Source organism: Vibrio cidicii (assembly GCF_009665415.1).
GTDB classification, from domain to species: domain Bacteria; phylum Pseudomonadota; class Gammaproteobacteria; order Enterobacterales; family Vibrionaceae; genus Vibrio; species Vibrio cidicii.
In genome coordinates this window covers 1,546,519-1,570,003 of sequence record NZ_CP035921.1, presented here as the reverse complement: position 1 = coordinate 1,570,003, position 23,485 = coordinate 1,546,519, and the positions used below count along the sequence as shown (strand labels likewise).

The 23,485-nt window shown below is 48.7% G+C and carries 20 protein-coding genes; 12 read left to right on the top strand and 8 right to left on the bottom strand.

Annotated features, from left to right (window positions below; translation table 11 throughout):
* Nucleotide 1: 1 nt before the first annotated feature.
* Nucleotides 2–397, top strand: coding sequence for a Sec-independent protein translocase protein TatB (tatB, locus tag EWA64_RS08120; RefSeq protein WP_061893746.1), 396 nt, complete (start codon nucleotides 2–4; stop codon nucleotides 395–397).
* A 65-nt stretch (nucleotides 398–462) separates the two neighbouring features.
* The gene (tatC, locus tag EWA64_RS08115) at nucleotides 463–1,209 is read left to right on the top strand and encodes a twin-arginine translocase subunit TatC (RefSeq protein WP_061893747.1); all 747 of its coding nucleotides are present in this window, start codon (nucleotides 463–465) and stop codon (nucleotides 1,207–1,209) included.
* A 360-nt stretch (nucleotides 1,210–1,569) separates the two neighbouring features.
* Here the strand turns inward: tatC and EWA64_RS08110 are convergent, their stop codons facing one another.
* Complete coding sequence (locus EWA64_RS08110; RefSeq protein ID WP_061893748.1) at nucleotides 1,570–2,334, bottom strand: TatD family hydrolase; 765 nt, start codon at nucleotides 2,332–2,334, stop codon at nucleotides 1,570–1,572.
* A gap of 148 nt (nucleotides 2,335–2,482) precedes the next feature.
* On the opposite strand from EWA64_RS08110, the gene hemB reads away from it, so the two are divergent.
* The 4 genes from hemB to spfP all read left to right on the top strand — a co-directional run bounded on the left by hemB (nucleotide 2,483) and on the right by spfP (nucleotide 7,681).
* Entirely contained in the window at nucleotides 2,483–3,529 is a 1,047-nt protein-coding gene (gene hemB, locus EWA64_RS08105) for a porphobilinogen synthase (protein WP_039422605.1), read from the top strand.
* Between the two features lie 62 nt (nucleotides 3,530–3,591).
* On the top strand, nucleotides 3,592–4,026 hold the full coding sequence (locus tag EWA64_RS08100) for a GNAT family N-acetyltransferase (protein ID WP_170320327.1): 435 nt from the start codon (nucleotides 3,592–3,594) through the stop codon (nucleotides 4,024–4,026).
* Between the two features lie 615 nt (nucleotides 4,027–4,641).
* Nucleotides 4,642–7,440, top strand: a complete 2,799-nt coding sequence (gene polA / locus EWA64_RS08095) for a DNA polymerase I (protein ID WP_061893750.1) — start codon at nucleotides 4,642–4,644, stop codon at nucleotides 7,438–7,440.
* Nucleotides 7,441–7,633: 193 nt separating this feature from the next.
* Entirely contained in the window at nucleotides 7,634–7,681 is a 48-nt protein-coding gene (gene spfP / locus EWA64_RS21220; protein WP_438356636.1) for a small protein SpfP, read from the top strand.
* A 490-nt stretch (nucleotides 7,682–8,171) separates the two neighbouring features.
* Here spfP and yihA read toward each other — a convergent pair whose 3' ends face one another.
* The gene (gene yihA, locus EWA64_RS08090) at nucleotides 8,172–8,819 is read right to left on the bottom strand and encodes a ribosome biogenesis GTP-binding protein YihA/YsxC (RefSeq protein ID WP_061893751.1); all 648 of its coding nucleotides are present in this window, start codon (nucleotides 8,817–8,819) and stop codon (nucleotides 8,172–8,174) included.
* A 159-nt stretch (nucleotides 8,820–8,978) separates the two neighbouring features.
* Here yihA and EWA64_RS08085 point away from each other — a divergent pair, with 159 nt between their 5' ends.
* Complete coding sequence (locus EWA64_RS08085; protein ID WP_061893752.1) at nucleotides 8,979–9,596, top strand: c-type cytochrome; 618 nt, start codon at nucleotides 8,979–8,981, stop codon at nucleotides 9,594–9,596.
* 424 nt (nucleotides 9,597–10,020) lie between these two features.
* Here the strand turns inward: EWA64_RS08085 and EWA64_RS08080 are convergent, their stop codons facing one another.
* On the bottom strand, nucleotides 10,021–10,314 hold the full coding sequence (locus EWA64_RS08080; RefSeq protein WP_170320326.1) for a hypothetical protein: 294 nt from the start codon (nucleotides 10,312–10,314) through the stop codon (nucleotides 10,021–10,023).
* Between the two features lie 20 nt (nucleotides 10,315–10,334).
* Here EWA64_RS08080 and EWA64_RS08075 point away from each other — a divergent pair, with 20 nt between their 5' ends.
* The 4 genes from EWA64_RS08075 to hemN all read left to right on the top strand — a co-directional run bounded on the left by EWA64_RS08075 (nucleotide 10,335) and on the right by hemN (nucleotide 13,548).
* Entirely contained in the window at nucleotides 10,335–10,973 is a 639-nt protein-coding gene (locus EWA64_RS08075) for a class I SAM-dependent methyltransferase (RefSeq protein WP_039422615.1), read from the top strand.
* Nucleotides 10,973–11,518: a Der GTPase-activating protein YihI gene (gene yihI, locus EWA64_RS08070; protein ID WP_061893753.1), complete on the top strand. Its 546-nt coding sequence runs from the start codon at nucleotides 10,973–10,975 to the stop codon at nucleotides 11,516–11,518. Before EWA64_RS08075 ends, yihI begins: the two co-directional genes overlap by 1 nt.
* A gap of 8 nt (nucleotides 11,519–11,526) precedes the next feature.
* Nucleotides 11,527–12,015 (top strand): DUF2489 domain-containing protein, encoded by a 489-nt coding sequence (locus tag EWA64_RS08065; RefSeq protein ID WP_061893754.1) that lies wholly within the window; start codon nucleotides 11,527–11,529, stop codon nucleotides 12,013–12,015.
* 141 nt (nucleotides 12,016–12,156) lie between these two features.
* Entirely contained in the window at nucleotides 12,157–13,548 is a 1,392-nt protein-coding gene (hemN, locus tag EWA64_RS08060; protein WP_061893755.1) for an oxygen-independent coproporphyrinogen III oxidase, read from the top strand.
* A 108-nt stretch (nucleotides 13,549–13,656) separates the two neighbouring features.
* Here the strand turns inward: hemN and gepA are convergent, their stop codons facing one another.
* The 5 genes from gepA to glnA all read right to left on the bottom strand — a co-directional run bounded on the left by gepA (nucleotide 13,657) and on the right by glnA (nucleotide 21,065).
* Nucleotides 13,657–16,197 carry a phosphodiesterase GepA gene (gene gepA / locus EWA64_RS08055; RefSeq protein ID WP_061893791.1) on the bottom strand — a complete coding sequence of 847 codons (2,541 nt, stop codon included), beginning with the start codon at nucleotides 16,195–16,197 and terminating at the stop codon, nucleotides 13,657–13,659.
* Between the two features lie 82 nt (nucleotides 16,198–16,279).
* Nucleotides 16,280–17,689 (bottom strand): nitrogen regulation protein NR(I), encoded by a 1,410-nt coding sequence (gene glnG / locus EWA64_RS08050; protein WP_061893756.1) that lies wholly within the window; start codon nucleotides 17,687–17,689, stop codon nucleotides 16,280–16,282.
* A gap of 18 nt (nucleotides 17,690–17,707) precedes the next feature.
* A complete protein-coding gene (glnL, locus tag EWA64_RS08045; RefSeq protein WP_425315130.1) occupies nucleotides 17,708–18,760 on the bottom strand; it encodes a nitrogen regulation protein NR(II) in 1,053 nt (350 codons plus the stop codon).
* A 129-nt stretch (nucleotides 18,761–18,889) separates the two neighbouring features.
* Nucleotides 18,890–19,459, bottom strand: a complete 570-nt coding sequence (locus EWA64_RS08040; RefSeq protein ID WP_139045643.1) for a DUF4124 domain-containing protein — start codon at nucleotides 19,457–19,459, stop codon at nucleotides 18,890–18,892.
* A gap of 196 nt (nucleotides 19,460–19,655) precedes the next feature.
* Nucleotides 19,656–21,065 (bottom strand): glutamate--ammonia ligase, encoded by a 1,410-nt coding sequence (glnA, locus tag EWA64_RS08035; protein ID WP_061893758.1) that lies wholly within the window; start codon nucleotides 21,063–21,065, stop codon nucleotides 19,656–19,658.
* A 519-nt stretch (nucleotides 21,066–21,584) separates the two neighbouring features.
* Here glnA and typA point away from each other — a divergent pair.
* Nucleotides 21,585–23,414: a translational GTPase TypA gene (gene typA, locus EWA64_RS08030; protein ID WP_039422626.1), complete on the top strand. Its 1,830-nt coding sequence runs from the start codon at nucleotides 21,585–21,587 to the stop codon at nucleotides 23,412–23,414.
* Nucleotides 23,415–23,485 lie beyond the last annotated feature (71 nt).

Here is a 23,485-nt window from a genome sequence, read left to right as displayed (position 1 = left end):
CGTGTTTGATATCGGTTTTTGGGAACTGGTATTGATATCTGTGGTGGGTCTGGTAGTTCTGGGGCCAGAACGTTTGCCGCATGCAATTCGCAGCGTGTCGCGCTTTGTTGGTGCGGCGCGCAGCATGGCCAACAGCGTTAAAGATGAGCTGGCACACGAGTTGAAAGTGCAGGAGTTGCAGGAAAACTTACGCAAAGCGGAGCAAATGGGGATGGAAAATCTCTCGCCAGAGCTCAAAGCGTCAGTGGAACAATTGCAGCAAGCGGCGCAGTCGGTCAACCGACCTTACGCTGCCCCTGAAGTGGCTTCTGCGCCTAAGGAGCCAGTGACAGAAAAAGCGCCTGACTCGGTAACTGAAGCCACCCCGACAAAAACGGCAGATAACAAAGCCGAATAGTTTCTCTTCTCAGGAGCGGCCGATGGTCGCTCCTTTTTGCTCTGTTTTGACTGTAGAGGTTTGATATGTCTTCTGTAGAGCAGACACAGCCCCTGATTAGCCACTTACTTGAACTGCGCAATCGACTACTCAAAGCGATCGTCTCGGTACTGGTGGTGTTTGTCGGGCTAATCTATTTTTCCGCTGAGATCTATGAGTTCGTTTCAGCGCCTTTGGTCGAACGTTTACCTGCCGGGGCAACCATGATTGCCACCGATGTGGCGTCGCCCTTTTTCACGCCATTGAAGTTGACTTTGATCGCTTCGGTGTTTGTGGCAGTACCGTTCATTTTGTACCAAGTGTGGGCCTTTGTTGCGCCCGGTTTGTACAAGCATGAACGTCGTTTGGTGATGCCGCTGTTGGTGTCCAGCTCGCTGCTGTTTTACTGTGGTGTGGCGTTCGCCTATTTTGTGGTCTTTCCGCTGGTGTTTGGCTTTTTCACCGCTATCTCATTGGGCGGTGTCGAATTTGCTACCGATATCGCCAGCTACTTAGATTTTGTTTTGGCGCTATTTTTGGCCTTCGGCATTGCCTTTGAAGTGCCAGTGGCGATCATTCTGCTTTGCTGGACTGGGGCCACTAACCCGAAGAGTTTGAGTGAAAAACGCCCTTATATTGTCGTGGGTGCGTTTGTGGTCGGTATGTTGCTCACGCCGCCAGACATTATTTCGCAAACCTTACTTGCGGTACCGATGTGTTTGCTGTTCGAAGTGGGCTTGTTCTTTGCGCGTTTTTACACGCGTAAAGCGGATCCTACAGAGAGTGAAGAGTAGAAGTAGACAAGAATGAAATAAAAAAAGCGGCTGAAGAAGCCGCTTTTTTTATTTCACTTTGACCACATGGCCGCATTTGGTGCAGACGTAAAGCTCTTTTACACCCATGATTTTATGCCAAAAAGTCCGATGCTGACGTTGTAAGTGAACACTATGATTGCACATGCTGATAACTCACGTGTTATGTATTTTGTGCGCTGGATCATATATGCAATTGGAGTGTTATTCTATGCCCTAATGTGATCTTTATCCCATAAAATAATAAAATATCGTTATGATTTAATAAATTAGCCGCGCAAAAAACACGCTTGCTCTCATTTCTAGCGGCGATGAGATAGATGAGCTGTATCACACTCTGTGTTAGAACAGTTGAAACAGTTGCTGCGCATTGTGAGTGGTCAGCGTGTCCACTTGTTGCAGCGAGCATCCGCGCAGTTCGGCCACACGTTGGGCAACCAGTGACGTGTAAGCGGGTTCGTTGCGTTTGCCCCGATGTGGCACGGGGGCGAGATAAGGGCAATCCGTTTCCAAAATCACGTAGTTCATATCCAACTGTGGGATAACGCTGTCCATTCCGCCATTTTTAAAGGTGGAAACTCCGCCAAGGCCAAGATGAAAACCGAGATCGTTGATCGCTTTGGCTTCTTCCACGCTACCGCCAAAACAGTGAAACACGCCGCGCAATGAGCCATTTTGCTCTTGTCGCAGCAATTTTAGTGTCTCCTCAATCGAATCGCGCGTGTGAATCACCACAGGTAAATCCATCTCTTTAGCCCAATTGAGCTGGGTGATGAATGCCCACTCCTGCTCTTGGCGATAGGTTTTATCCCAATACAGATCAATGCCAATTTCACCCACCGCAATGAAAGGGTGTTTGGCAAACCAGTGGTGAATGATGCTGAGTGTCTCTTTGACATTGGCATCGACATAGCAGGGATGTAATCCCATCATCGAGCGGCAGACATCGGGATAGGCAGCTTCAGTAGCGAGCATTGGTTCAATCGATTCGAGGTCGATATTGGGTAACAAGATCTTGCTAATGCCTTGCTGCTGTGCACGTGCCACGACCTGTGCACGGTCTTGATCAAATTCGCTGGCGTAGATATGGGCATGAGTATCGATCATTACGGAGTCTCGTTATAAAAGCAGTGGGGCGATTATACGTCAGTGTGAGCGTTTGGTCATTTTTGGCATTTTTCCGCTTTGTTGCTGGCGTCATGCACCTAGAGTGATATGATTTCGCCAATTCTATACACCAGACAAGGAGAATAGAGTGTCTGTATCTATCCAGGGGCCATTCCCGGCGCGTCGTATGCGTCGTATGCGTAAGCACGATTTCAGTCGTCGACTCATGGCGGAAAACCAGTTAACGGTCAGCGATCTGATCTATCCGATGTTCATTCTGATGGGTAAAGATCGCCGTGAAAGCGTCGAATCCATGCCGGGCGTAGAACGTTTGTCTATCGATCTGATGCTGGAAGAAGCGCAGTACCTGGCGCAGTTAGGTGTTCCGGCCATCGCTCTGTTTCCGGTGGTCAATCAGGATGCGAAAAGCCTGTGTGCAGCCGAAGCCTATAACCCAGAAGGTTTGGTGCAGCGTGCCGTTCGTGCATTGAAAGAGCACGTGCCACAAATGGGTGTGATCACCGACGTCGCGTTGGATCCGTTCACCACTCATGGTCAGGATGGCATCATTGATGAAGACGGCTACGTGATGAATGACGAAACCACCGAAGTCTTAGTCAAACAGGCACTCTCACACGCCGAGGCGGGGGCCGATGTGGTGGCACCGTCGGACATGATGGATGGTCGTATTGGCAAAATCCGTGAAGCGTTAGAAGAGGCTGGCTATATTCATACCCAAATCATGGCTTATTCGGCCAAGTACGCGTCATGTTACTACGGACCATTCCGAGATGCAGTCGGCTCAGCAGCCAACCTAAAAGGCGGCAATAAGAAAAATTACCAAATGGATCCGGCCAACAGTGATGAAGCGCTGCACGAAGTGGCGTTAGACATTAACGAAGGGGCGGATATGGTGATGGTAAAACCGGGGATGCCGTACTTGGACGTGGTTCGCCGCGTGAAAACGGAGCTTCAGGTGCCGACGTTTGCTTACCAAGTTTCGGGTGAATACGCGATGCACAAAGCCGCCATTCTCAATGGCTGGTTAAAAGAGCGTGAAACTGTGCTTGAATCGCTGCTGTGCTTTAAGCGAGCAGGGGCGGACGGCATTTTAACCTACTTTGCGAAAGACGTTGCCGAGTGGCTGGCGGAAGAAAACGCCCAAACGGCCGCACATTTGCGCCTAACAAAGTAAGAGCAAAGAGCTTAACAGGCTGGCTTCGGCCAGCTTTTTTTATGCTAGGAGAAACGATGTCGATAACAGTGCGTCAAGGATCGCTTGAGGAAGTGGTCGCGGTGGTGGCGACAATCAACGAGTTTGTGCGCAAAGAAACCGTGCACACTTTGAATGAGCGCTTACAGGGCAAGAAATCGTTGGTGTTGGTGGCATTACAAGATGAGCAGCTACTGGGATTTAAAATCGGCTATCAGTTAACGAGTGATGAATTCTACAGCTGGTTTGGTGGTGTCTCACCACAAGCTAGAGGCTATGGCGTAGCGCAACGCCTGTTAGAGGAACAAGAGGCTTGGGCGCTTGAGCAGGGGTATCAACGCTTAAGAGTTAAATCGCGCAATCAGTTTCCTTCCATGCTGAGATTATTGTTGAGAAATAATTATCTGATTGATAATTATGAAAAAATGGAAAACATTGCTGAGTCTCGAATCCACTTTGTCAAACAGCTATCAAAATAAATGAGATTTTTTCTCATTTAGATGTTGACTATCAAATGAGAATCATTATTATTAAATGCGTCTGAGGGAATACGAAATAGTTCACAAGGATGTTGAGTTGCCCGATTAACCAAGGTGTTAATAAGTAATGAAACTGAACTGCCCAGAACTTGCACGCATTCTTTTTGACACGACATTGCTCACATTGCTTCCAGTGTAATTTATAGCTTTCTGGTCAGGCCGTGGTTCTCACCGATTGGGCTGCACCGCATTTCGCTAGGCGACATCTTTTGATGTCGCTTTTTTTATGCGCATTTTCTTGACAAATCTGCTGTGTTTTTCAACAAAAAATATTTTTTCCACATGCTAGGATCCTGAAAAGATCAAATTTATCTCCGTGATACTTTTGTTTTTTTATTTAAAAACAATATGTTAACTATTAAGTTTGTTGATTTTCTAACCAGTGCATATCCAGTGGATAATTAATATAAACAGAGTTATCCACAGCTTGAGGTCCTCGCTTAGTATAAGATTTTGTGCATTGATAAGGAGGATTACATCTGCAACATAGATTCAGTGGGTTAGACGTGGCATCCTTAGCACATCAAATTTAATGTCTGCTGGATATCTACAATTATGGCGAGTATTCCTGAAAATCCATTGATTCTGATCGATGGCTCTTCCTATCTCTATCGTGCATTTCATGCTTACCCCGGCACCATGAGCAATGGTGAGATACCGACCAACGCGGTTTATGGAGTGGTGAACATGCTGCGTAGCATGATGCGCCAATTTGCTTCTGAGCGTATCGCGGTGGTGTTTGACGCAAAAGGCAAGACTTTCCGTGATGAGATGTATCCGGAGTACAAAGCGCACCGTCCACCTATGCCGGACGATTTGCGCTGTCAGATCGAACCACTGCACGATGTGATTCGCGCCATGGGCTTGCCACTGATCTGCGTACCCGGCGTTGAAGCGGATGACGTGATTGGCACGCTCGCTTATCAAGCTTCCCAGCAAGGCATGCCAGTGTTGATCAGCACAGGTGATAAAGACATGGCACAGTTGGTCGATGAAAACATCACTCTGATCAATACCATGACCAATGTGGTGATGGATCGAGAAGGGGTGATTGAAAAATTCGGCATACCACCGGAACTGATCATCGATTACCTCGCCCTGATGGGCGACAAAGTGGATAACATCCCGGGTGTTCCCGGAGTCGGAGATAAAACGGCGGTCGCCTTGTTGCAAGGCATTGGCGGGATTTCTTCACTTTATGAGCGCCTGGATGAGATCGCAGCATTAGGCTTTCGTGGCTCGAAGACTATGGCGAAAAAACTGCTCGATAACAAAGAGAATGCACTGTTGTCGTATCAGTTGGCGACCATCAAACTCGATGTTGAGCTGGAAGAAACGCCAGATTCTCTGCATAAAATGACGCCGAATAAAGACGAGTTGATAAAGCTCTACGGCCAGTTAACGTTTAAATCTTGGTTGACGGAACTGCTTGATGGCGGCACGGGTGTGGTTGAAGCGGTAGAAAAATCGGCATCCACACGTGATAGCATCGCTGCGGCTTCACCAGCTAAAGAGCTGAACACGTCGGCGGAAAACATCGATCGTAGCCAGTATGAAACGATTCTTGACCAAGATTCTTTCCATGCCTGGCTAGATAAGCTTAAAGCGGCAAAGCTGTTTGCTTTCGATACCGAGACCGACAACCTCGACTACATGGTGGCGAATCTGGTGGGCCTCTCGTTTGCCATCGAAGAGGGTGTCGCGGCCTATGTGCCCGTGGCGCATGATTATTTGGATGCACCAGAGCAGTTGGATCGCGATTGGGTTCTTGAGCAACTGAAACCGATTCTTGAAGACGATGCGCAAGCGAAAGTCGGTCAGAACCTAAAATATGACGCTTCAGTGCTGGCACGCTACGGCATTGAGATGCGGGGCATCAAACACGACACCATGTTGGCCTCTTACGTTTACAACAGCGTTGGCGGTAAACACGATATGGACAGTTTGGCGCTGCGATTCTTACAGCACAGTTGCATCTCGTTTGAGCAGATCGCAGGTAAAGGTAAAAATCAGCTAACCTTTAACCAGATCGATCTTAATGAAGCCGCCGTGTACGCCGCCGAAGATGCCGATGTTACTTTGCGTCTACACAATCGCTTAGCCGAGTCGCTCAATGCGGATGAGAAACTCAAATCTGTGTATGAAGAGATTGAAGTACCGTTAGTGCCTGTGCTGTCTCGCATTGAACGCACAGGCGTTTTGATTGACGCCATGAAGCTATCCGCGCAATCACAGGAAATTGCGCTGCGCTTGGATGAGTTAGAGCAAAAAGCGTACGAGATCGCCGAGCAAGAGTTCAATATGAACTCGCCCAAGCAACTGCAAACCATTCTGTTTGAGCAGATGGGATTACCAGTAGTGAAGAAAACCCCATCGGGAACGCCTTCGACTAATGAAGAGGTGTTGCAAGAACTGGCGCTGGACTACCCATTACCAAAAGTGATTCTTGAATACCGTGGTCTGGCTAAGCTCAAATCCACCTATACCGATAAGTTGCCGAAGATGATTAACCCGACCACCGGTCGCGTGCATACCTCTTATCATCAGGCGGTAACGGCGACGGGGCGCTTATCGTCTACCGATCCTAACTTACAGAACATTCCGATCCGTAATGAAGAAGGGCGTCGTATTCGTCAGGCTTTCGTTGCGCCGCATGGCTACAAAATTCTTGCGGTGGACTACTCGCAAATTGAGCTGCGTATTATGGCGCATCTCTCCGGTGATCAGGCTTTGTTGGATGCCTTCCAGCAGGGCAAAGACATTCACGCCGCGACCGCTGCGGAAATTCTCGGCGTGAGCATAGATCAAGTCACCTCCGAGCAGCGCCGCCGCGCTAAAGCGGTGAACTTTGGTTTGATCTACGGCATGAGTGCGTTTGGTTTGGCGAAGCAGTTGGGTATTCCGCGTGGCGAAGCGCAGGGCTATATGGATAAGTATTTCGAGCGCTACCCCGGTGTTATGCAGTATATGGAAGATACTCGCAGTACGGCGTCTGAACTTGGTTATGTGGAAACCATTTTTGGTCGACGATTGCATTTGCCGGAAATTACCTCACGTAACGTGATGCGCCGTAAAGCGGCCGAGCGTGCAGCGATCAACGCACCGATGCAAGGCACGGCGGCAGACATCATCAAGAAAGCGATGCTTTTGGTTGATCAGTGGATCCAGCAAGAGGGTGATGGCCGGGTTAAACTTTTGATGCAAGTACACGATGAACTGGTTCTGGAAGTGGAAGAGTCATCTTTGGCCGAAATTGAAAGTAAAGTACAGGAATTGATGGAATCTGCAGCGCAGTTGAAAGTCCCTCTTGTCGCAGATGCAGGTCATGGTGATAACTGGGATCAGGCGCACTAATCACTTTTTGGGCGAAAACGAATAAATTGTATGAGCCAGAGCACAAGTTCTGGCTTTTTTTTGTATCTAAATAAGTTCAAAGAGAAACTGTTGAGTTGTAGCTTAGTAAAAGTTTCATGAAAATAAACTACAAAAAAAGTTTGCAATTATGACCAATTGTTGTACATTAATCCTCGTAGGGTACAGAGGTAAGATGTTCTATCTTTCAGACCTTTTGTTTCACGTTATTGGATTAGGCTGATTCAGCCGCCCCAGTCAGGCTTTGACTGGGGCGTTTTTTATTGTCCCAAATAAAATTTTATTAATTTTCAATAAATTAGCAGTGCCTCTTTCTTTTCTCTTATTCTGCTTTGCTTATCCCGTTTCTGATGGTGTTCTACCGTATTTGTTGTTGAAAATCCGTTCTGTAAATTTGTACCAATCACACTATTATTAATTCTCTTAAAAAACTAACTGCATATTTAATGTGAGCATTTTGGGTGTAAGGTCTTATATATCAGTTAGTTAGATTCAATTGTTGTGGCTGGTTTTTAGTCAGTAGCCCAATATTCTCAGCGCGCGCACTCTTGAAATCCGTTACCAGTTCAGTAATGCTCTGGCCCATAACAATAATTACCAATTTTTCTCTCCCGTTTCCCTGCCAGGATGGCGGGGATTTTTGTTTCTGGCGGCAGAAAAAACAAAAGCCCTGCACAGGCAGAGCTTTGATCGATAAGCTTGTATCGCAGAGGCTAGTCGTTTTCTTGGCCCGCTTCTTCGTCCAATAGATGAGCGAGCGCTGGAGCAAACCATTCGTCGAGTTTAGCTCGCAATTGATCTACGCCAATCCCTTTCAATGATGAAAACAGATCGACTTGCACGTCACCACCAAAGGTTGCCGCTAACTGGCGAATTCTGAGCAGCTCTGCTTTGCGTGCGCCGCTCTTGAGTTTGTCCGCTTTCGTGAGAAGAACTTGGACAGGGATACGGCTCTCGATTGCCCAAGCAATCATCTGTTGATCGAGATCCTTCATCGGATGACGGATGTCCATCAACACCACTAGTCCTTGTAGGCATGCGCGTTTTTGCAGATATTCACCCAGCGATCTTTGCCATTTCTGCTTCATTTCCAATGGCACTTGGGCAAAACCATAGCCGGGAAGATCGACGATATGGCAGCCATCCGTCACTTTGAATAAGTTGATTAGCTGCGTGCGGCCTGGCGTCTTTGAGGTTTTCGCTAGGCTTTTTTGGTTGGTTAATCGGTTTAGTGCACTGGATTTACCAGCATTTGAGCGTCCTGCAAACGCAATTTCGATGCCCTCATCGGCTGGCAGGTGGCGGATATCAGGCGCACTGGTAATGAAATGCGTATTTTGGTAATGAATTTTTACGCTCACTGTTAACTCCATCTCGACTTTGTGTAGTCGATTGATTACTTTTTTGTGAAATTGTGTAAAATAACCGTGCTCGGCATAAGGTCGCCTATTGTACCATGAGTGTACTCGGTCTGTTCACCTTCCGTGGTACTGGAAGCTTGATAATTATAATGGAATGTCATGAAGAAATTAGCGCTAATTTTGAGTCTTTTAGCCAGCTGCTCAGTATGGGCCCAAGGTAATATTGAGGCTGGCAAAGCAAAATCCCAAACGTGTGTTGCGTGTCACGGTGCTGACGGCAACAGTCTACTCACCATGTATCCAAAGCTTGCTGGTCAGCATGCCAAATATATTGAGAAGCAGTTGAAAGATCTCAAATTAGGTATGGAAAGTGCGGGTAAGCAAGGACGTTATGATCCGGTTATGAGTGCAATGGCGATGCCATTGACTGAACAGGACATGGCAGATTTGGCAGCTTACTACTCTTCCCTGCCAATTTCTCCAAACACGACACCAGAAAATGTCGTAGATGCGGGTAAAGTATTGTACACCGCAGGTGACGCAGAGCGTGGTTTAACCGCTTGTATTGCGTGTCATGGCCCACGCGGCAATGGTACCGAGCTTTCAGGTTTCCCGAAAATTTCCGGTCAGCATGCTGACTACATCAAAGCTCAGCTACAAAAATTCCGCGAATCATCCCGTGGCAACGATATGAATGCGATGATGCGTGATATCGCGAAGAAACTGACCGACGATGACATTAACACGCTGTCTCAATACGTTGGTGGTCTTCACTAATTTCGCCCCTAACCGCTCGAGCACATGTTGTAGGAAAACGCCCTGGTCTGGTACCGGGGCGTTCTCTTTGTGGCGCAAAGTCACACTTATTTCGTCGCTACCTTTCCTAGCTGCAGGACACTTTGCTGATCATTTTGTAAGAGATTTGCCATTCGTTCTTGCCTCTTTGTCTACCAGGTTTTTCTAACTTTATGAAAAGCAGAAAGTATTTAACTTGGCTTAAAAAAGATCCAATAAATCGCGCTAAGCGACTTGTTTCAATTTGATGAGCAAGTAAATTAGCACCATCAGTAGGACGCTGGTAAAGGAAATCAGACCAAGGTGGTCTCCACGGATGCGAACAAGGGAGTTGTTCGAAAGCCGGAGAAGGGAGCTCAGATCGACAGGATGTTGGTCGGATAAGGATGGTCACCTCGTCTAAAGGTTAAGACAGTGCAAAGGATCCAGGCTTAACGGATAAGCCTCGATACAGGAAGTCGAAGGAAAGCCAAAACTCATCAGGATGATGACGAACAACACCTTTTTGCAGGGAAAGCACAAAAAACAAACGGAATATTGGTGCACTAACTGAGTGCAACACAGTTTTTGCCACTTGTGGCAGTTCAGAAAGCGACAGCATGCCTGTCGCTTTTTTTATTTCGGCCGTTTTTTTCTGAAATTGGTGATATTTTGCCCGCGGCCCCTCCAATCCTGTTGGACTTTCTGGTATGTTGCGCATCCCTGTTTGAGGAAGTCAGTATGCATACCTGCCCTTTATGTCAGCATGAGCACATTCAGCCTTATTTTGCCGACAAACGCCGCGAGTATTTGCAGTGTGAGCAATGCCATTTGGTGTTTGTCCATCCTAACCAGCGTTTGGATGCAAAAAACGAAAAAGCTCACTATGATCTGCATGAGAATGATCCGCAGGATGCAGGTTATCGGCGCTTTTTGGCGCGCATAGCTGACCCTCTTTTGGAACGGATTGAGCCGCAATCAACCGGGTTGGATTTTGGTTGTGGACCTGGGCCAACGCTCTCATTGATGATGGAAGAGCGTGGTCACACCATGGCGTTGTACGACATTTATTACCACCCACAAACCAGTGTGTTGGCTAAACAGTACGACTTCATGACGGCCACGGAGGTGATTGAGCATCTCTATCAACCTGATCAGGTGTGGCAACAATGGTTGAATTTAGTTAAGCCTGGAGGCTGGATAGGCCTGATGACAAAAATGGTCATCAATGTTGAGGCGTTTGCCCATTGGCATTACAAAAATGATCCCACGCATGTGATCTTTTTTAGCCAAGCAACGTTTCAGTTTCTGGCAGAGCGGGATAAGCTCGAACTTGAATTTATTGGCAAAGATGTAATTTTACTGAGGAAGACCCAGTAATGAGTCGTAAGAAAAAATCGAGAAAACCAGGTGCCGCAGGCGCGCCGGAGTTTATTGTTACCCGTAACCGTTCTGAGTCGGATGTTGCCGGGCGTTTACGCAAAAAAGAGAAAAAGCACAAAGGTTTGAAAGCCGGTGCTCGTAACGCAGAAGAGCAAGCCAAGCAGAAACAGTCGGCCAATCAAGTGCGAGACCCACGTCTTGGTAGCAAGAAGAAAATCCCACTGATTGTCGAGCCTGCGAAGAAGCTGACCAAGCAAGAGCGCCGTTTGTCGGCAGAGCAAGAACTCGAAATGCTGGAAAATGATGCCCAGTTGAATGTGTTGCTTGATCGTATTGAGGCTGGTGAAAACCTAGGTCGCGGCTTGCAGCAATATGTTGACGCGAAACTAGACCGCATTGAGCAGTTGATGAAGCAACTTGGTTTGCTTGAACCCGAAGACGACGAAGAGTTTCAAGATGAAGCGCCAACACGCAAAGCTCGTTCAGACGATGAGCTGCTGGCGGATTTTGAAGACTTCAACATGGACGACTACAAAGGGTAAGCGGCGCGATGAATGTCACCTTACTGGCCATAATTGGTGGTGCCATCATTCTGGGTTTAGCGTGTTATGCAGGCTACCTTCTGCTCCAGTTAAAGAAGCAAAAGGAGTTGCAACAGCAGCATCAGAAGTTGGCGATCGAGAAACGCAATGCCAATATTTTCGACAACGTCAATATCTTGTGTATGGCGGGCATTCAAGGACAGTGCGATCTGTCTGAAATCAGCATTCGTATTTATTGCATCATGGATTATGTGCAAGGAGAACAACGGGTTGATTTTGATGCCGAATACCCAGCGATTGCTGAGCTGTATCATATCGTCAAAGACATGCCACGCGGTGAAGCGCGTCAGGCGCTTGAGAAAAAAGAGCGCATGAAGCAAAACCTTGAGCGTCACAAGGCGGAAGGCCGTCTTAGTGAGGCGATTGTCGAAGAGCTGAAAGCACTGCGCAAAAGAGTGCAGCCGCTCAACAACCAGATCAACATTCAAATGATCTGATCGATGGCCCTGCTGTGCGGGGCTATCGTGATCGCGCTAGCACTTCTAACGATTGGCGCTTAAAAAGCCACAATGTCGCGCTATCTCCCTATTTTGGATGTGGCAAAATAGCGGCTCACAGGATTTTACGGAAGTAACACCATGTCGAATCAGACTCTTGAATCGAACCAACAGATCGTTTGGGACCAAGCGGTATTGGACAAGTACAACTATTCTGGTCCTCGCTATACTTCTTATCCGACGGCGTTGGAGTTTCACGAAGCGTTTACCATTTCTGACTATGACATGGCGTGTTCGCAGTACCCAGAGCGTCCGCTTTCTCTTTATGTGCACATTCCGTTCTGCCATAAGCTTTGCTACTACTGCGGCTGCAATAAAGTGATTACTCGCCATTCGCATAAAGCGGATGAGTACCTTGATGTGCTGGAACACGAAATTCGCCAGCGCGCCTCACTTTTGCCTGGTCGACAGGTAACGCAGCTGCATTTTGGTGGTGGTACACCGACCTTTCTAACGGCCAAACAGTTGTCGCGGCTGATGAGCTTGCTGCGGGAAGAGTTTGATTTTGAAGCTAATGCGGAGATCAGTATTGAGGTCGATCCGCGTGAGATTGAACTCGATATTCTCGACCATCTGCGTCAGGAAGGGTTTAACCGCCTGAGCATTGGTGTGCAAGATTTCGACAAGGAAGTGCAAAAGCTGGTCAACCGTGAGCAAGACGAAGCCTTTATTTTTGCCATGGTCGAACGGGCGAAGCAGCTTGGTTTTCGCTCGACCAACCTTGATCTTATCTACGGCTTACCCAAGCAAAATCGCGAGTCGTTTGCCAAAACCTTAGCCCAAGTGCTGCAAATGCAGCCGGGTCGTTTGTCGGTGTTCAATTACGCCCACATGCCGCAGTTATTTGCCGCTCAGCGTAAAATCAAAGATGAGATGCTGCCCAAAGCCGAAGAAAAAATGGCGATTTTGCAGCAAACCATTACCACCTTAACCGAAGCAGGTTATCAGTTTATCGGTATGGACCACTTTGCCAAACCGGATGATGAACTGGCGATGGCTCAGCGAGAAGGCGTGTTGCATCGTAATTTTCAAGGCTATACCACTCAAGGCGAATGTGACTTGGTCGGTTTTGGTGTCTCGGCCATTTCGATGATTGGCGATGCCTACGCGCAGAATCAAAAAGAGCTGAAGAAATACTACGCTCAAGTCAATGAGTTGCGTCATGCGCTGTGGAAAGGGGTCGCGCTGGACGCTGATGACTTGCTGCGGCGTGAGGTGATTAAGCAATTGATTTGCAACTTCAAACTGGATAAGAAAGCGATCGAAACTCAGTTCAAAGTGGCGTTTAACCACTACTTCAAAGAAGATCTGCAACTGCTGCAGACTTTTATTGATGACCGATTGGTGGAAGTGGATGAGCGCGAAATCCGTGTCACACTGCGTGGTCGTCTGCTGATCCGCAACATCTGCATGTGCTTTGACAAATACCTGCGTGCCAAAGCGCGACAACAACAGTTCTCGCGCGTCATTTAGTGAGAAACTGAAATAAAAAATGCCAGCAAGACGCTGGCATTTTTGTTTGTGTTGCTAGTGCGATTTTGTACGTAAATTATTGGCCAATAAACTGATTTTTCAACCAATTTACTTGCCGGATAACAGATCACTGGGCCAATCGGCAAAAGGGACAGGGCGGCTGTACAAGAAGCCCTGAGCCAACGGACAGCCCAATTCAGAGAGCAATTCGGCTTGTAAGCCAGTTTCGACCCCTTCGGCCACCACACTGACGTTAAAGCCGCGGGTAATGTTGACGATGGCAGCGACCACTGAGTTATTGAGTTCCTCGCGGCTGAGTTTATCGACAAAGGCGCGGTCGATTTTTAGGCAATCAAACGGCAAGGTGTGTAAGTACGCCAGTGATGAGTAGCCAGTACCAAAATCATCAATCGCAATGCTGATCCCAAGGCGTCGCAGTTTGTGCATGTTCTCTAAAGTGGTTGGTGCACTGTCGATCAGCCGCGACTCGGTGATCTCCAAAGTGAGGTTGGTGGCGGGTAGTCCCGTTTCCAACAAAATTTGCCCGACTTCTGCGACAAAATCTTCGTGGGATAGTTGGTTAACCGAAATATTCACGTGTAACTGGAAGTCACGTTGCCAGAGATTATCTGCGATGGCTTGAGCGGTCTCTTTGCAGGCGCGCTGCAATATTTGGCTGCCGATTTCCTTAATCATGCCACTGTCTTCAGCAATCGGGATGAAATCGAGAGGTGATACGATGCCTTGCTTGCTCAGCCAGCGGGCCAAGGCTTCTGCCCCGACGACTTTGCCGCTATCCAGTTCAATAATCGGTTGATAGTAAGGGATAAATTCTTGGCTGTTGATGCCATCTTGAATGCGCGCCAGCATTTGGGTGCGAAATTTGGAGGCGTCTGCCATTTCAGGCCGATAGTGGCTGACTAAAGAGTGATCCTGCTTTGCGTTACTCAGCGCAATACTACCGTTGCGCAACCAGCGGGTCATATCGCTCTCGGTGTCGGTACATACCACCCCAATCGACACTTTCATCACCACACTTTCATCACCCATATAAAATGGTGCGATAAACAGCTGTTGCAGCCGGTTAACAGTCAAGGTGATCTCTTCGGCATGGGTCACTCGTGGTGCGTAGATGGCGAACTCATCGCCTCCAGTGCGAGCGAGAATATAGTTATCATCAAATAGGTCTTTCAGTCTTTCCGAGATGCTGATCAGCAGTTGGTCGCCTTTGTGATGACCGACGCTGTCATTGATGTCGCGAAAGCGATTCACCCCAAGTAAAAATAGGCTACCGCTCTGAGAGGGATGCAGGCGGCGACTCGCATCAATCAACCCTTCTCGACTGTAGAGCTTGGTGAGTGAGTCATAAACTAACTGGTTGCGCAGCGCTTTAAAGGAGACTCGAAGGTTGTTGGCCATCTCATTAAACGCTGTGACCAGCAGGCTGGTTTCGTAGATCAAACCGGGTTTTGGCATGGCGCTTTCCCAATGTCCATTGGCCAAGTTTTTCGCGGCGGTGGCCGTGGTGGTGATGGGATGGGTAATGCGACTGAAAATCACCATACAGAACAAAACGCCGATGGTTCCCACCGATAAGCCAACGATCCAGCTCTCTTGCTGCGCTTTGGGCAATACGCCCAGTAGCTGCGATTCAGAAATCGAAATACCGATATACCACGTTAAGCCATATTCGTCGGTGTAGGGCGAGATGAGGCTGAAGTAGCGCCCATCGTGACCGAAAAACTCAAAGCGCTGAGCGACTTTGTTGTTCAACATTTGTTGGTTTTTTACCGTATCGGCATGGCGTTTTATGATGGGGTCGGCACTTTCGCTTGCTAGCAAACGGTCGCCCTTTTTTGATAACTCGGTACCCCAAGAAACCACGCTACTTTGGGCTGAGTGAGCGACTAATCGCTGCTGATCATCCATGATATAGACGGAGGCTTTGGTCTTTTCTTTCAGTGCGGAGAGAAAATTATTGAAGGTGTTGATGCGAATATCGGTGACTACGACGCCGACAAATTGTTTGCTGTCATACACGGGCGCAAGAGCTGAGAGGGTGATTTCCTGTCTTTCGTCGGCGTTGGCGTATATGGAAGACCACATTGGGCGCCGCTCTTGGGCGACCGGCGCATACCAAGGACGCACTCGCGGGTCGTAATTGTCAATTACAGAGCGGATGTTCTCGCTGATGGTGTCTCCTTGATAAATCACCAGTTTGCTGTTGGTTCGATCGTCTTGCACCATCAGGGTATGGTTGCCATCGCTCTCTTTACGAAATCCAACATAATCGACCGCTTCTGAGCCAAATCCAATCACGTCCAACTGGGCGATCGGGGCATAAATGGTTTGGAAGGTATCCAGAAAGTAGTGCTGAATCGCAGTGGTGTCATTGGGTTTATATAAGTGGTTAAAGCCAATGGTGTGCGCCATGTTGAGCCCAGCAGATAATGGCGCGCCAAGGTAGCTGGTTAAGCTGTTACGCACGTTTTCGGTTAAGGCGGAGAGCTGCTTGTCGCTGAGATCATGTACCGCTTCTTCGTAGCTGCGCTTTTGCACCAAAATCACCACGCTGATTGAGAGCAAAAAGATCACCACCAAAGGGACAATGACCGCGGTTTTTAAGGAAATTTTGTTATTGGAAGCCATCTCTGCCATCGTGCTTTACTATCCCTGTTGTCGTTGAGGCTCGCTAAGCGTAGCGAACCTCCTTGGGCCTCTTTACTCGTCGTCAATACAGTTCTTTTAATTTACGTGTCAAGGTATTGCGCCCCCAGCCGAGTACCTTGGCTGCGTCTTGCTTGTGACCGTTGGTGTGCTCGAGTGCTGCTTCTAACAGTATACGTTCGAATTGTGGAAGTGCGTATGTCAGCAGCTCTTTTTCCCCAGAGCTGAGTTCTTTTCGCGCCCAACTGGCGAGAATTTCCTGCCAAGTCCCTGCCACGTTTTCTTCCTCGCTGCTCTTTTTCTCTTGCAGCAGTTCACTCGGCAGATCGCCAGGTAAAATTTCACTGCCACTAGCCATTACAGTCAACCAGCGACAAATGTTTTCCAACTGACGCACGTTCCCGGGCCAATTGAGACGCGAGAGAATGTCTAACGTACTGCGATGCAGGGTTTTGGCTTCCACCGCTAACTCATCGGCAGCGCGCAGTAAAAAGTGCTGAGTCAGTTTTTCTATATCCTGTTTGCGTTCGCGCAATGCGGGGATCTGCACTCGGATAACGTTGAGGCGGTGAAACAGGTCTTCTCGGAAATCGCCGTTTTGTACCAAACGTTCGAGATTTTGGTGGGTAGCGGCGACAATCCGCACGTCAACTTTGATTGGCGAGTGACCACCGACACGATAAAACTGCCCATCGGCGAGCACGCGCAGTAGGCGAGTTTGAATATCGAGCGGCATATCGCCAATCTCATCCAAAAATAGGGTGCCGCCGTTGGCTTGTTCGAACCGTCCTTGGCGCACCGAATTGGCCCCAGTAAAAGCGCCTTTTTCGTGGCCAAACAGTTCTGACTCAATCAAGTCTTTTGGAATCGCGGCCATGTTGAGGGCGATAAACGGCTTGCTGGCTCTTGGGCTGTGTCGGTGCAGCGCATGAGCGACCAGCTCTTTACCCGTGCCCGATTCACCGTTGATCAGCACAGAGATAGAGGAGCGTGAAAGCCGGCCGATAGCGCGAAACACCTCCTGCATCGCGGGTGCTTCACCGATGATTTCTGGCGTATGGGTGCTCAGTGGATTGCCCGAGGCCATCTGCTCGCGCTTTTGTTCTTGACCGTGGGCGATGGCGCGTTCTACTAACGTCAGCGTTTCGTCGATATCAAACGGCTTGGGCAGATATTCAAACGCCCCTTTTTGATAGGCGTTGACCGCGGCGTCGAGATCGGAGTGCGCCGTCATGATGATCACAGGCAAGTCAGGGCACTTGCTGTGCACTTGTTGCAGCAATTCGATGCCATCAATGCCAGGCATGCGGATATCGGACACCAACACATCAGGGACTTCTCGCTCTAACGCCATCAACACGCTTTCACCATTGGCGTAGGTTTCGCACTTGATATTGGCGGAAGAGAGGGTTTTTTCCATCACCCAGCGGATGGAGCTATCGTCGTCGACAACCCAAACATATCCTTTACTCATGGTCTATTCCTTGCAGCATTAAATTGGCAGATAAATGGTGAAATTGGTGTGCCCAGGCCAGCTTTCGACATCAATTTTGCCGTTATGTTGATCTATCAGATTTTGCGAGATAGAAAGCCCAAGTCCGGTGCCTCCTTCTCGTCCGCTGACCATGGGGTAAAACAAGGTATCTTGCAGCTCAACCGGAATACCGGGGCCGTTATCGATGATTTCAATTCGCGCGGCCACTTTGCAGCGATGGCCGTGGATATTGGCTTGATGCACCGTTCTGGTGCGTATGGTGATCAGGCCGTCGTCTTGATTGCACAGAACTTGTGCCGCGTTGCTGACAATATTCAGCATCGCTTGCTCAATTTGGTCTGCATCCATGTAAATGTCTGGCAGGCTTGGGTCGTAATCGCGCTCAATCAGCAGTGTTTGCTGAGACTCCAGTTCGACCAATTGACGTACTTTTTCCAAAACCTGATGCAGATTGGCTTCTTGCTTTTTGCCCGGTTTTTGCGGGCCAAGTAGACGGTCGACCAGGGTGCGTAGTCGATCCGCTTGTTCAATGATGATCTGGGTATATTCGGTCAGGCTCGGATCGGGCAGCATCTTCTCCAGCAATTGCGCCGCGCCGCGCAACCCACCTAAGGGGTTTTTGATCTCGTGCGCTAGTCCTCTGACCAAGAGCTTGGCCGCTTGTTGCTGCGCGTGCTGATTCATCTCTTGAGTGATACGCCGCTGTTGGTCAACTTTGCGCATCTCCACCAGTAGCATTGGTTCACGCTCAATCGAGATCGGGCTGACTGTCACTTCCAGCAGCAGCGGCTTACCATCCACAACGAAAGTGACGTCATTGTCCGTGATGCTTTGACCGCTTTGTAGTGGTTGTGAGAGCAAGGCTAAATCGAGGGAGGCGTGTTGGATCAATTGTGACAGCGGTTGGTGGATGATGCGTTTGGCGCTTTGCGCGAAGAGTTGCTCGGCCGCCGGATTGGCGTGTTTAACCTGCAACCCATCATCGAGGATCAGGGTTGCGGTCACCATATTGCTGAGAATTGTGTCTGAAAGCGCTGAATTCACAATCACATCCTTGTCGTTGTCATAGTTTGGTGCGATGCACTAAATTGGTGCATTGGCAGCCAGTATGGCGGATTAAGGGGAGAAGTGAAAGCGTCTTCTAAGGCGTTTCAGATGCTTATCTTGCGACTCAAGCCACTATTTAATACTGGTGCGATGCAAATGCACTGATATAGGGCTGGATGATGCAATTATCTTGCCGTTTCTGTACGCCTGAACGGCCAATGTGTGGGTTCCTCGGTTAATGTTTTTGAGCTGCCAAGTCAAGCCGGTTTGTGGTGCACCATAACGGTGTCCGTTGAGTATCAACTGCAGCTGTTCGCCAACCTCAAGCTTACGATTGCTTTCCATGCGAATAAAGAGTAGGCCGCGATTGCTGCGGATGGTGGCGTCATTCGCCGGAGACGCCATACTCAGTTGTAACTCGGTCTGGGCTTCATCCGAAGAGCTTGGCTGCGCGGGTTCAACCGCCGTTTCTTTTGCTGAAGAAGCCTGCGTAGTGGGTTGCGCAGCGTCCATCTTTTGCGTGGATTCAACGTGTGGCGCAGGGGCACTGGCGTCCAAATCCGGTAACGTAATGCTTTTTGCGCCACTGCCGGGAGTATCACTAAAATGCAGCACGCCATCGGCGTCGACCCAAGTGTACACTGTCTGTGCGTGCGCAAGAGAACTGAGCAATACACACAGCAGAGAAAGTCTTTTTATCATCTTTCACCTCCAAAGAGATGCGGTTTCATGTAATCACAACCGCGTCCGATGTGAGCGGATGCGCTTGGCTGTTGGCTAATTTTTTATGCAAACCGCATGTTATTACTCGATTTCTGGCGGGAGAATATGAAAAAGGCCCGCCTGCGAGGCGAGCCTGATAAAAAGTGCAATCCGAGTTACATTTGCACTGAGTGAATTACACTGAGTAGTACAGTTCAAATTCCAGTGGGTGAACAGCAGTGTTAACGCGCTCAACGTCTTTGGTTTTCAGTTCGATGTAAGAATCGATGAAATCATCAGAGAATACGCCACCCGCAGTTAGGAACTCACGGTCACTGTCTAGACACTCAAGAGCTTGCTTGAGTGATTCTGCAACCTTTGGAATCTCTGCGGCTTCTTCTGCAGGCAGATCGTAAAGGTCTTTATCCATCGCTTCCCCTGGGTGGATCTTGTTCTTGATACCGTCAAGACCTGCCATCAGCATCGCGGCAAACGCTAGGTATGGGTTCGCTGCTGGATCTGGGAAACGTACTTCGATACGACGCGCTTTCGGGCTTGGTACCACAGGGATACGGATAGACGCAGAACGGTTACGCGCAGAGTATGCCAGCATAACAGGCGCTTCGTAGTGAGGAACCAGACGCTTGTACGAGTTAGTTGATGGGTTAGTCAGCGCGTTCAGTGCACGAGCGTGCTTGATGATACCACCGATGTAGTACAGAGCTGTTTCTGATAGGCCGCCGTACTTGTCACCCGCGAAGAGGTTAACGCCGTCTTTCGCCAGAGATTGGTGAACGTGCATGCCTGAGCCGTTGTCGCCAACCAGTGGTTTCGGCATAAAGGTCGCAGTTTTGCCGTAGGCGTGCGCTACGTTGTGAACCACGTACTTGTAGATTTGGATCTCGTCCGCTTTCGTGGTGAGCGTGTTGAAGCGAGTCGCGATCTCGTTTTGACCTGCTGTCGCCACTTCGTGGTGGTGCGCTTCAACTACTAGGCCCATCTCTTCCATTACTAGACACATTGCAGAACGCAGGTCTTGAGAAGAGTCCACTGGAGCCACTGGGAAGTAACCCCCTTTCACGCCAGGACGGTGACCTTTGTTACCGTTTTCGTAATCTGAACCTGTGTTCCATGCCGCTTCTACGTCGTCAATCTTGAAGAAAGAACCCGACATATCCGTAGAGAACTTCACGTCGTCAAACAGGAAGAATTCTGGCTCTGGACCAACAAGAACGGTGTCTGCGATGCCAGTAGAGCGTAGGTAATCTTCCGCGCGTTTTGCGATAGAGCGTGGGTCGCGGTCGTAGCCTTGCATGGTGGCAGGTTCAAGGATGTCACAACGGATGTTCAGAGTCGCTTCTTCAGTGAATGGGTCAAGTACCGCAGAAGATGCATCAGGCATCATCACCATGTCTGATTCGTTGATGCCTTTCCAGCCTGCGACAGAAGAGCCATCAAACATCTTACCGTCTTCGAAGAAGTCAGCATCGATTTGGTGTGCAGGAATAGAAATGTGCTGCTCTTTACCTTTCGTATCGGTAAAACGCAGGTCAACAAACTTAACTTCGTTTTCTTGGATAAGCGATAGAACGTTTTCTACTGACATCTTGGATAACCTCCAGTGTTATTAAAGCGGTATTGGCCAGATTCGGTGTTGAATCCAGCATTGATTAATTTCTTTACATTGGTATTAATCGATGCTGATTCTTACAAAGCTAAAACTATGCCAATTTTTTAAGTCCTTATATTTCATGGTCTTAGTGTTTTATCTCGCCATTTTGGTGTGTGCAATGCACCAAAATGATCTCTTGATGCACTGTTTTGGTGCTAATGTGGCGAGTTTGCACCAGAATAAGCCAAAACCGTCTCTCATTCAGCCCGTCTTTGGGCATCTTGTCAATCGAGAAATGCGTTAATGTGCATACTCTTTTTATGGCAGAAAAATGGCCGAAATACGCCTTGGCGACTAGTCTTTACTTGGCGAAAAATAATCACGAGCTGATCACATATTTCTGGGTTTTTTGTCAAAATCTGGTACATTATGGCCGTTTTTTTAATCAAACAACCGCCGCTTAAAAAACAGCCATGTTTTTAGCGTCGTTTTTAAACAAGTGAATCAGAATCCATGACGACTCCACAGATTGATAATTTAAGAAATATCGCGATCATCGCGCACGTTGACCACGGTAAAACCACACTGGTTGACAAACTGCTGCAACAATCAGGCACTTTGCAATCTCGCGGTGACATTGAAGAGCGAGTCATGGACTCGAACGACATCGAGAAAGAGCGTGGCATTACCATCTTGGCGAAAAACACCGCCATCAACTGGAACGATTACCGCATCAACATCGTAGACACCCCGGGACACGCAGACTTCGGTGGTGAAGTTGAACGTATTATGTCGATGGTTGACTGCGTGCTGCTGATCGTTGACGCGGTGGATGGCCCAATGCCACAAACGCGCTTTGTTACACAAAAGGCATTTGCTCACGGCTTGAAGCCAATCGTGGTTATCAACAAAATTGACCGCCCTGGCGCACGTCCTGACTGGGTTATGGATCAAGTGTTTGATCTGTTCGACAACCTCGGTGCGACAGACGAACAACTGGACTTTAAAGTGGTTTACGCGTCAGCGCTGAATGGCTGGGCGACACTGGAAGAAGGCGAAACAGGCGAGAACATGGAACCGTTGTTCCAAACCATCGTCGATGTGGTTGCTGCGCCAGAAGTGGACCTTGATGGCCCGCTACAAATGCAAATTTCTCAGCTGGATTACAGCTCATACGTTGGCGTTATCGGCGTAGGTCGTATCAAACGCGGTAAAGTGAAAGCTAACCAACAAGTGAGCATTGTCGGTGCGGACGGTAAAGTGCGTAACGGTAAAGTGGGTACGGTGCTCGGTTACCTTGGCCTTGAGCGCCATGAAGTGCCGCAAGCGACCGCAGGTGACATCATTGCGATTACGGGTCTTGGTGAGCTGAAAATCTCTGACACCATCTGTGATGCAAACAAAGTGGAAGCACTGCCTGCGCTGTCTGTTGACGAGCCAACCGTGACCATGACCTTCCAAGTGAACACCTCACCTTTTGCGGGTCTTGAAGGTAAATACGTCACCTCACGTAACATCCTTGAGCGTCTTGAGAAAGAATTGGTGCACAACGTAGCACTACGCGTTGAACAAACGGAAGATCCAGACAAGTTCCGCGTTTCTGGCCGTGGTGAACTGCACCTTTCGATTCTGATCGAAAACATGCGTCGTGAAGGCTTCGAGCTCGCGGTATCTCGTCCTGAAGTTATTCTTAAAGAAGAGAACGGCCAGTTGATGGAACCATTTGAAACCGTGACCATTGATGTTCAAGAAGAGCATCAGGGCGGTATCATGGAAAAAATTGGTATGCGTAAAGGTGAGCTGAAAGACATGGCACCGGATGGTAAAGGCCGTGTACGTCTTGACTTCATCATGCCTTCACGTGGCCTGATTGGTTTCCAAACCGAGTTCATGACACTGACTTCGGGTTCAGGTCTTCTGTACCATACTTTTGACCATTACGGCCCACACAAAGGCGGTACCATTGGTCAACGTGTCAATGGTGTATTGATCGCCAACGCTGCGGGTAAAGCACTGACCAATGCGCTGTTTAACCTGCAAGAGCGTGGCCGTCTATTTATCGGTCACGGCGTGGAAGTGTACGAAGGTATGGTGATCGGTATTCACAGCCGTGACAACGACCTGACCGTAAACGCCCTGAAAGGTAAGCAACTGACCAACGTACGTGCATCGGGCACCGATGACGCGCAGGTACTGACGCCACCAATCATCATGACTCTAGAGCAAGCGCTTGAGTTCATCGACGATGATGAACTGGTTGAAGTAACGCCGGAAAGCATCCGTATTCGTAAGAAATTCCTCACAGAAAGCGACCGTAAGCGCGCTTCACGTGAAGCGAAGTAATTGCGAATAACGTTATTGTAAGCAATGAAAACCCCGGGCAGTTTCTCCCGGGTTTTTTTTATGATGCGTTT

Coding starts and splice junctions, on each gene's coding strand:
- EWA64_RS08085 (WP_061893752.1), top strand. CDS start 8,979: ATGAAGAAATTAGCGCTAATTTTGAGTCTTTTAGCCAGCTGCTCAGTA.
- EWA64_RS08065 (WP_061893754.1), top strand. CDS start 11,527: ATGAATGTCACCTTACTGGCCATAATTGGTGGTGCCATCATTCTGGGT.
- typA (WP_039422626.1), top strand. CDS start 21,585: ATGACGACTCCACAGATTGATAATTTAAGAAATATCGCGATCATCGCG.
- glnG (WP_061893756.1), bottom strand. CDS start 17,689: ATGAGTAAAGGATATGTTTGGGTTGTCGACGACGATAGCTCCATCCGC.
- EWA64_RS08075 (WP_039422615.1), top strand. CDS start 10,335: ATGCATACCTGCCCTTTATGTCAGCATGAGCACATTCAGCCTTATTTT.
- polA (WP_061893750.1), top strand. CDS start 4,642: ATGGCGAGTATTCCTGAAAATCCATTGATTCTGATCGATGGCTCTTCC.
- hemN (WP_061893755.1), top strand. CDS start 12,157: ATGTCGAATCAGACTCTTGAATCGAACCAACAGATCGTTTGGGACCAA.
- EWA64_RS08040 (WP_139045643.1), bottom strand. CDS start 19,459: ATGATAAAAAGACTTTCTCTGCTGTGTGTATTGCTCAGTTCTCTTGCG.
- yihI (WP_061893753.1), top strand. CDS start 10,973: ATGAGTCGTAAGAAAAAATCGAGAAAACCAGGTGCCGCAGGCGCGCCG.
- gepA (WP_061893791.1), bottom strand. CDS start 16,197: ATGGCTTCCAATAACAAAATTTCCTTAAAAACCGCGGTCATTGTCCCT.
- tatC (WP_061893747.1), top strand. CDS start 463: ATGTCTTCTGTAGAGCAGACACAGCCCCTGATTAGCCACTTACTTGAA.
- glnA (WP_061893758.1), bottom strand. CDS start 21,065: ATGTCAGTAGAAAACGTTCTATCGCTTATCCAAGAAAACGAAGTTAAG.
- EWA64_RS08110 (WP_061893748.1), bottom strand. CDS start 2,334: ATGATCGATACTCATGCCCATATCTACGCCAGCGAATTTGATCAAGAC.
- EWA64_RS08080 (WP_170320326.1), bottom strand. CDS start 10,314: ATGCGCAACATACCAGAAAGTCCAACAGGATTGGAGGGGCCGCGGGCA.